The sequence below is a fragment of the Rhizobium sp. CF122 genome, assembly GCF_000282035.1.
Classification (GTDB): Bacteria; Pseudomonadota; Alphaproteobacteria; order Rhizobiales; family Rhizobiaceae; genus Rhizobium.
The window spans coordinates 21,199-28,914 of sequence record NZ_AKKA01000126.1 but is presented as its reverse complement, the minus strand read 5'-3'; the positions used below and the strand labels follow the sequence as shown (position 1 = coordinate 28,914).

General features: G+C 60.1%; 5 protein-coding genes and 1 tRNA gene. 3 read left to right on the top strand and 3 right to left on the bottom strand.

The features are described 5' to 3' along the window. Positions 1–91: 91 nt before the first annotated feature. The 3 genes from PMI09_RS29540 to PMI09_RS29530 all read right to left on the bottom strand — a co-directional run bounded on the left by PMI09_RS29540 (position 92) and on the right by PMI09_RS29530 (position 2,680). Positions 92–182 (bottom strand) — tRNA-Ser (locus PMI09_RS29540). An 80-nt stretch (positions 183–262) separates the two neighbouring features. Then, positions 263–1,480 (bottom strand): NAD(P)/FAD-dependent oxidoreductase, encoded by a 1,218-nt coding sequence (locus tag PMI09_RS29535; protein ID WP_007802997.1) that lies wholly within the window; start codon positions 1,478–1,480, stop codon positions 263–265. 84 nt (positions 1,481–1,564) lie between these two features. After that, positions 1,565–2,680, bottom strand: coding sequence for a Gfo/Idh/MocA family protein (locus tag PMI09_RS29530; RefSeq protein WP_007802995.1), 1,116 nt, complete (start codon positions 2,678–2,680; stop codon positions 1,565–1,567). A gap of 205 nt (positions 2,681–2,885) precedes the next feature. On the opposite strand from PMI09_RS29530, the gene PMI09_RS29525 reads away from it, so the two are divergent. From PMI09_RS29525 to iolD, 3 genes are all read left to right on the top strand, one after another. After that, complete coding sequence (locus PMI09_RS29525; RefSeq protein WP_007802993.1) at positions 2,886–3,749, top strand: MurR/RpiR family transcriptional regulator; 864 nt, start codon at positions 2,886–2,888, stop codon at positions 3,747–3,749. A 104-nt stretch (positions 3,750–3,853) separates the two neighbouring features. Continuing rightward, positions 3,854–5,788, top strand: coding sequence for a bifunctional 5-dehydro-2-deoxygluconokinase/5-dehydro-2-deoxyphosphogluconate aldolase (locus PMI09_RS29520; protein ID WP_007802991.1), 1,935 nt, complete (start codon positions 3,854–3,856; stop codon positions 5,786–5,788). A gap of 23 nt (positions 5,789–5,811) precedes the next feature. Next, positions 5,812–7,662 (top strand): 3D-(3,5/4)-trihydroxycyclohexane-1,2-dione acylhydrolase (decyclizing), encoded by a 1,851-nt coding sequence (iolD, locus tag PMI09_RS29515; protein WP_007802989.1) that lies wholly within the window; start codon positions 5,812–5,814, stop codon positions 7,660–7,662. The last annotated feature ends 54 nt before the right edge of the window (positions 7,663–7,716 follow it).

Below are 7,716 nucleotides of genomic sequence, written 5' to 3'. Positions count from 1 at the left end.
AAACCATCGACAACCCGTTCGGCACGAGGTTGTCATCCATGTCTTAGGTACGCTCTGTTACCTATGTCTTCGGTATGGACACAGATTGCGATGGCGGAGAGGAAGGGATTCGAACCCTCGATACGCTTTTGACGTATACTCCCTTAGCAGGGGAGCGCCTTCGACCACTCGGCCACCTCTCCGGTGGGAGCCTGATAGAGTCATTCGCCAGGTGACGCAAGCGCTTTTTCGGCTTTTTCACCTGATGCGGTAGCGAGCGGCCTCAGCTCAGCAACTGCTTGAGATCGGCGCATGCGTCGGCAAGGATCGCCTTGTCAGGGTTGATCCCCGATTCTAGCAGTTTCTTGCCCGTCACGTAGGCTTTCGCATCGTTGATCGCATCTACGGCAATGAGCACGCCGTCCTTGAAATACCAGATCGAATGAGCACCTTCGCGCGAACCCGGACGAAGCAATGTCTCGTCATAGCCGAGGTTGAAGCCGGCGATCTGCAATTTCACATCATACTGGTCCGACCAGAACCACGGCTTGGGATCGTAAGGCGCGTTGCCGCCGGCGATCACCGCTGCCACGGCTTCTGCCTGATCGACGGCGTTCTGCACTGACTCCAGGCGGATGCGGCCATCCTGCCAGGGAAGCGACGTGCAATCGCCGGCCGCAAAGATCGATGGGTCGGAGGTTCGCCCGAATTCATCGACGATGATGCCGTTTCCGACCTCGATTCCCGCATCCTTGGCAAGCTGGTCGTTCGGCGCGACGCCAATCCCCACGATGGCGAAATCGATATCGATGACCGAACCGTCGGAAAGCTCGGCGCCGACGACATGGCCGTCCTTGCCCAGAAGACGCTTCAAGCCGGTTTTTTCGCGAATGACGACGTCATGCGCTTCGTGAATCACCCGCATGATGTCGGCGGTTTCCTTGGCGGCGACGCGCTGAAGGATTCGGTCGGCCATCTCGATCACCGTCACCTCCAAGCCGCGATGGCGGGCAACGGCTGCGGCTTCGAGGCCGATGTAGCCGCCGCCTATAATAAGGACGCGGCGTCCCGGGCGCATTTCGTCCGCCAAACAGTCGGCGTCGCGCTTGTCGCGTGCGACATACACGCCCTCGAGATCTCCGCCGATGGTCGCCGGCAGACTGCGCGGCGAGGAACCGGTGGTCAGTGCCAAGGTATCGTAGTCGAGGACGGAACCGTCCTGCAGCAGGACCTGCTTGCTGTCCGGCTTAATCTGCTCGGCCCATGTGGCAAGCAGAATCTCGACATCATTGTCCGGATACCAGTGTTCAGGGCGGAATAGCAGGCGATCGAACGCCATCTCGCCAAGCAGATATTTCTTGGTCAGCGGCGGACGTTGGTAGGGCAGCACGTCCTCAGCGCCGACGATGGTGATCGGACGCGTATCCTTCAATGCGCGCAGTTTCGCGGCCAGTGCAAAACCCGCCTGCCCGGCGCCGATGATCACCAATCTGTCCGTCACGTTCCCACTCCCAGCATCAATTCGCGCGTTCCAGCAAAGGCCTAGCCCCTGCCCCCAGCGCCGTCAACCGGTAGCTGATCGACCTCAGTCGATCTCGATCCAGCGGCGCTCGTGGAATGACTGTGCCATGGCGTGAACGGACTTCTCTATCCTAAGACCGTCTTCGAATGTCACGATCGACGACGGCTCACCGGAAATTGCGCGGATCAATTCGCGGCATTCTATGATTTTCAGGTCGTTGAAGCCAAGCCCGTGGCCTGGCGCCGGAATAAAGCGATCATAGGGTTGGTGAGCTGGGCCGGCCAGTATCTTGCGGAAGCCCTGTTCGGAGCCGCGGCCCTGCGCCTGATAGAGCTCGAATTCGTTCATGCGCTCTTGATCGTAGGTAATCGAGCCCATCGAGCCGAATATCTGCAAAGCGATTCGACCCTTTCGCCCCCAAGCGGCGCGGTTCGCCATCAAGACAGCGGAGATACCTCCGCCGAAGCGCATCAAGACATTGGCCGCGTCGTGATTTTCGACATCGCGGCGACCACCTTCCTTCACTGGCCGGCTATCGTAGGGCTTCACCATATCGGTGATGACAGCCTCCACGTGACCGAACAGATACCAAAGTAGAGACAGCGGGTGTACGGCGAAATCATCCAGCGCGCCATAACCGGCCGAAAGTTCGCTCTTCCAATAGAAGAAGACATCGGGATCAGCCATGAAGTCCTCGTCCATCTCGACGCGGATGTGATTGACGGCGCCGATCGCCCCTTCCTCGATCAGCGCCTTGATATGCCGCATCACCGGATTCTGGATGTAGTTGTAGCCGAGAACGGCGACCTTGCCCGAGGCCCTTGCCGTCTTCAGCATGCGTTCGGCATCGGCATAGGCCGGCGCCATCGGCTTCTCGCACCAGACATGCTTGCCGGCTTCGAGCGCGGCAATCGCCATCTCCGCGTGGAACTGGTTCGGCGTGGTGACGGAAACGACGTCGACTTCGGGATCGGCGATCAGCGTGTGCCAATCGGCGGTCGCCTTTTCGAAACCAAATTCGGAGGCGCGCTTCCCAGCAAGCTCGGCATTGGCTTCGGCGAGGTGAACCAAGCGTGGACTCTCTACGTCGCCGAAGACGGTCTTTACCGCATTCCATGCGAGCGCATGGCATTTGCCCATATAGCCGGTGCCGATCAGGCCGATTCCCAGTGATTTCATCGTATCTCCTCCAGATGCCAGTCGAATTTTTGGAATATTTAGATCATTTTGACAAGCGTCCCTTCCCGCATACTTTTGCCGCAACGGGCGCCAAAACTGTTCAAAACGCTTGGATTTCAATGCAATAAAAACAATTGGGCTCGCGGGCGAAAATCATTTATGGTCTTCGATATGGAATGTTTATTTCGTTCAACGGACCGCACGCATGGACAGTGACAGCAAAACGACCGCCAGGGTTCCGCGCGACTTCGAGAGCCTACGCAGCATCATCATCGAACGGAAAGCAACCATGCCGAAGCGACTTGCGCAGGTCGCAGCCTTTGCTCTCGGCAATCCTGACGAAATTGCGTTCGGCACGACGGCAAGCATCGCGGCGGCATCCGACGTGCAGCCGTCGACGCTCGTACGCCTTGCGCACCATTTGGGTTATGAGGGCTTCTCGGACCTGCAGAGTATCTTTCGCGAGCGCCTGCGCGACCGCACCCTGACATATGAAGAGCGGCTTGTGACGCTGGAGCAGGCAAGCGGCGAGGACGAAGATGCCAGCCTGCTTTCCGGCTTCATTTCGGCCGCAAGCCAATCGGTCAACCGGCTGGCAGCCACAGTACAGACGGACACCTTTACCAAGGCTGTCGATATTCTCGCGGCTGCCGAGACGATCTATCTGATCGCCAAGCGGCGTTCCTATCCGTTGACAGCGCATATGACCTATGCCTTCTCGAAGCTGAATATCCGGCACCAGATCGTCGCTTCGCCAAATGGCGTCGATCCGGAGATGGTGCAATTCGCGACGCAGAACGATGCGGCAATCGCCGCAAGCTTCTCGCCCTATGCCGCCGATAGCCTGAGCCAGGCGGAAGCGCTGGCCGATCGCGGCGTGCCTGTCGTCGCCATCACCGATTCGGCGTTTTCGCCGCTGGCTGCCCGCGCCACCTGCTGGTTCGAGGTGGCGGAGGCGGACTTTGCCGGTTTTCGCTCGCTCTCTGCCTCTATGGCACTGACGATGGCCCTGCCAGTCGCCATTGCCGAGCGGCGGCGGAAAAGAACTCACCCAAAATCGGTGAAATGAAAAATGGAATAAACATTCCGAATTGACAACAATACGGAACCAATGTTTCATTGCCTGCAATCGGCACGCACCAAGGCGTAGCTAAAATCTAGCGGGAGGACATCATGGCACAACCGAACCCGGGCTCGCAGCCGGAGCCATCGCTTGACGTGATCACCATCGGCCGCTCCTCGGTCGACCTCTATGGGCAGCAGATCGGCTCGCGGCTCGAAGACATCGGCTCCTTTGCCAAGTCTGTCGGCGGCTGCCCCGCCAATATCGCCATCGGAACCGCGCGCCTCGGACTCAAGTCCGGCCTAATCACCCGCGTTGGCCACGAGCAGATGGGCCGCTTTATCATCGAGCAGTCCGCACGCGAAGGCGTCGAGACGAAAGGCATCAAGACCGATAGGGAACGCCTGACGGCGCTGGTGCTTCTTGCCGTGGAGGCCGAAGGCGTGTCCCCGATGATCTTTTATCGCTCCGACTGCGCCGACATGGCGCTCGATGAAGGCGATATAGATGAGAACTTCATCAAATCGTCGCGTGCGGTGCTGGTGTCGGGCACACATTTCTCGCGACCGAACACGGAGGCCGCGCAACGCAAGGCAATCCGTATCGCCAAGGCCAATGGCCGCAAGGTGATCTTCGATATCGACTATCGGCCGAATCTCTGGGGCCTTGCCGGTCACGCCGAGGGTTTCGAGCGCTACGTGAAGTCTGACCGCGTCTCGTCTAAGATGAAGGAAACGCTTCCCGACTGCGATTTGATCGTCGGAACCGAAGAGGAAATCCTGATTGCCTCCGGGGCGGATGACGTGCTCGGCGCACTCAAGGAAATCCGCCGCCTGTCGCCGGCAACCATCGTTCTCAAGCGTGGCGCCATGGGCTGCATCGTCTATGACGGTCCGATCAGCGACAATCTGGAAGACGGCATTGTCGGCGAAGGTTTCCCCATCGAGGTGTTCAACGTGCTGGGCGCCGGCGACGCCTTTATGTCCGGCCTCTTGCGCGGCTGGCTGAAGAATGAGCCACTGAAGACTTGTGCGACCTGGGCCAACGCGTGCGGCGCTTTCGCCGTCTCCCGTCTGCTCTGCTCGCCGGAGTACCCGACCTGGGCCGAGCTTGACTTCTTCCTGAAATACGGCAGCAAGCATCGCGCCTTGCGCAAGGACGAAGCGATCAACCACATCCATTGGGCTTCGACGCGCAAGGGTGATATTCCGCTTCTCATGGCACTCGCGATCGATCACCGCTCGCAACTCACCAGCGTCTGCGACGAACTCGGTGTCGACTACAAGAAGATCGTCGCCTTCAAGCGTCTTGCGGTGGAAGCCGCCGCCCGTGTTGCAGATGGCCGCAACGGCTACGGCATGCTGATCGATGAGCGCTTCGGGCGCGACGCCTTCTTCGATGCGGCAACCAAGAACTTTGCGTGGATTGGTCGTCCGGTGGAACTGCCGGGGTCCAAGCCACTGCGATTCGAGTTCAGCCAGGACATTGGCTCACAACTTGTCGAATGGCCGCTCGATCATTGCATCAAGTGCCTCTGCTTCTACCATCCGGATGATCAGGCAGCGCTGAAGACCGAGCAGCAGGAGAAGCTGCGCACGCTCTTTGAAGCCGCCCGCAAGGTCGGCCGCGAACTGCTCGTCGAGATCATCGCGAGCAAGAACGGGCCGCTGACGGACGATACGGTTTCGACCGCGATGGAAGAGCTATATGCGCTTGGCATCAAGCCCGACTGGTGGAAGCTGGAGCCGCAGGCTTCGACGGCCGCCTGGAAGAAAATAGACGCAGTGATCGCCAAGAACGACCCATGGTGCCGCGGGATCGTGCTGCTCGGCCTTGAAGCCCCTGCCGATGAGCTGGTGAAAGGCTTTGAGGCGACGCTGGCGGCTCCTTCCGTGAAGGGCTTTGCCGTGGGACGCACGATTTTTGCCGAAGCAGCTCGCGCCTGGCTTTCCGGCAAGATGAATGACGAGGAAGCGATCGCCGACATGGCTGGCCGCTTCCGCCAATTGACCGAGGCCTGGTTGAAAACGCGCGGCCTACATTAATTAGAGCATTTGGGAGGTGCCCCATGGGCAAGACTGTACGATTGACGATGGCCCAGGCCGTTACGCATTTTCTCAAGAAGCAGATGACGATCGTCGACGGCAAGAAGGTCCCGATCTTCGGCGGCGTCTGGGCGATCTTCGGGCATGGCAACGTAGCCGGCATCGGCGAGGCGCTTTACCAAGTGCGCGGCGAACTGCCGACCTATCGTGCCCATAACGAACAGGGCATGGCGCATGCGGCCATCGCCTATGCAAAGGCGAATTTCCGCCAACGCTTCATGGCCTGCACGACCTCCATCGGTCCCGGCGCACTCAACATGGTGACGGCTGCTGGTGTCGCCCACGTCAACCGCATCCCGGTCCTCTTCCTGCCAGGCGACGTCTTTGCCAACCGCGCGCCGGATCCGGTGCTGCAGCAGATCGAGGATTTCGGCGACGGCACGGTTTCGGCGAACGATGCCTTCCGTTCGGTTTCGCGCTATTTCGATCGGATCACGCGGCCGGAACAGATCATCTCGGCGCTGAAGCGTGCCATGCAGGTTCTGACCGATCCATATGATTGCGGCCCGGTCACACTGTCGTTGTGCCAGGACGTGCAGGCGGAAGCGTTCGACTATCCGGAGAGCTTCTTCGAGGAGCGCGTCTGGACCCAGCGCCGTCCGCGTCCGGATGTCGATGAACTGGCGAACGCCATCGCCCTCATCAGAAAATCCGAGAAGCCGGTTATCATCGCTGGCGGCGGCGTGCTCTATTCACAGGCCACCAAGGAACTAACGGCTTTTGCCGAGGAACACCGGATTCCCGTCGTTGTCACGCAGGCCGGCAAGTCGGCGATCGACGAGCGGCACCCGCTGGCGCTTGGCTCGGTCGGCGTTACCGGCACATCAGCGGCCAATGCGATTGCAGGCGAAACGGACCTGATCATCGCCGTCGGCACCCGCTGCCAGGACTTCACGACGGGTTCCTGGGCACTCTTCCAGAACGAGAAGCTGAAGGTTCTCGGCTTGAACATTGCTACCTACGATGCCGCGAAGCACGACGGCCAGACGCTGGTGGCCGATGCCCGCGAAGGACTGAAGGCCGTCTCGAGCGGGCTCGCCGGCTGGAAGGCACCGGCCGCGCTGGCGGAGAAGGCCGAACGGGAAAAGAAAGTCTGGGTGGACGCCGCCGCCAAGGCGATGGCCAGCACCAATGCCGCCCTGCCCTCCGACGCCCAGGTGATTGGCGCCGTCACCCGTTCGATCGACATCGAAAAGGCAATCGGCCTATGCGCTGCTGGCGGTCTGCCGGGCGAGATGCATAAGCTCTGGCCGGCCACCGCACCCGGCAGCTACCATATGGAATACGGCTTCTCCTGCATGGGCTACGAGATTGCCGGCGGCCTGGGTGCCAAGATGGCGCATCCCGAAAAGGAAGTTTTCGTCCTGGTCGGGGACGGGTCCTACATGATGCTGAACTCGGAGCTCGCGACGTCGGTCATGCTCGGCCTGAAGCTCAACATCGTCTTGCTCGACAACCGCGGCTATGGCTGCATCAACCGGCTGCAGATGGCAACCGGCGGTGCAAACTTCAACAATCTGCTGAAGGACGCGCATTACGAAGTGATGCCTGAGATCGATTTCCGGGCGCATGCCGAGAGCATGGGTGCCGTTGCGGTCAAGGTTGCGTCGATCGCAGAGCTCGAGAAGGCAATCGCCGACTCGAAGAAGAACGATCGCACCTCGGTCTTCGTGATCGACACTGACCCGCTGATTACGACGGAAGCCGGCGGCTACTGGTGGGACGTTGCCGTTCCCGAAGTCAGCCCGCGCGAGCAGGTCAACAAGGCGCACGCAGCTTACGTCAAGGCGCGCGCCGCCCAGCGCATCGGCTAATCGATTGATTTCACTTTCCGGAATAGCGGGACCGCTCTTCCAACAATGCCTTGA

What these genes read in the sequence shown, in the direction of transcription:
- iolD (WP_007802989.1), top strand. Translation starts at nt 5,812, where the DNA reads ATGGGCAAGACTGTACGATTGACGATGGCCCAGGCCGTTACGCATTTT.
- PMI09_RS29530 (WP_007802995.1), bottom strand. Translation starts at nt 2,680, where the DNA reads ATGAAATCACTGGGAATCGGCCTGATCGGCACCGGCTATATGGGCAAA.
- PMI09_RS29520 (WP_007802991.1), top strand. Translation starts at nt 3,854, where the DNA reads ATGGCACAACCGAACCCGGGCTCGCAGCCGGAGCCATCGCTTGACGTG.
- PMI09_RS29525 (WP_007802993.1), top strand. Translation starts at nt 2,886, where the DNA reads ATGGACAGTGACAGCAAAACGACCGCCAGGGTTCCGCGCGACTTCGAG.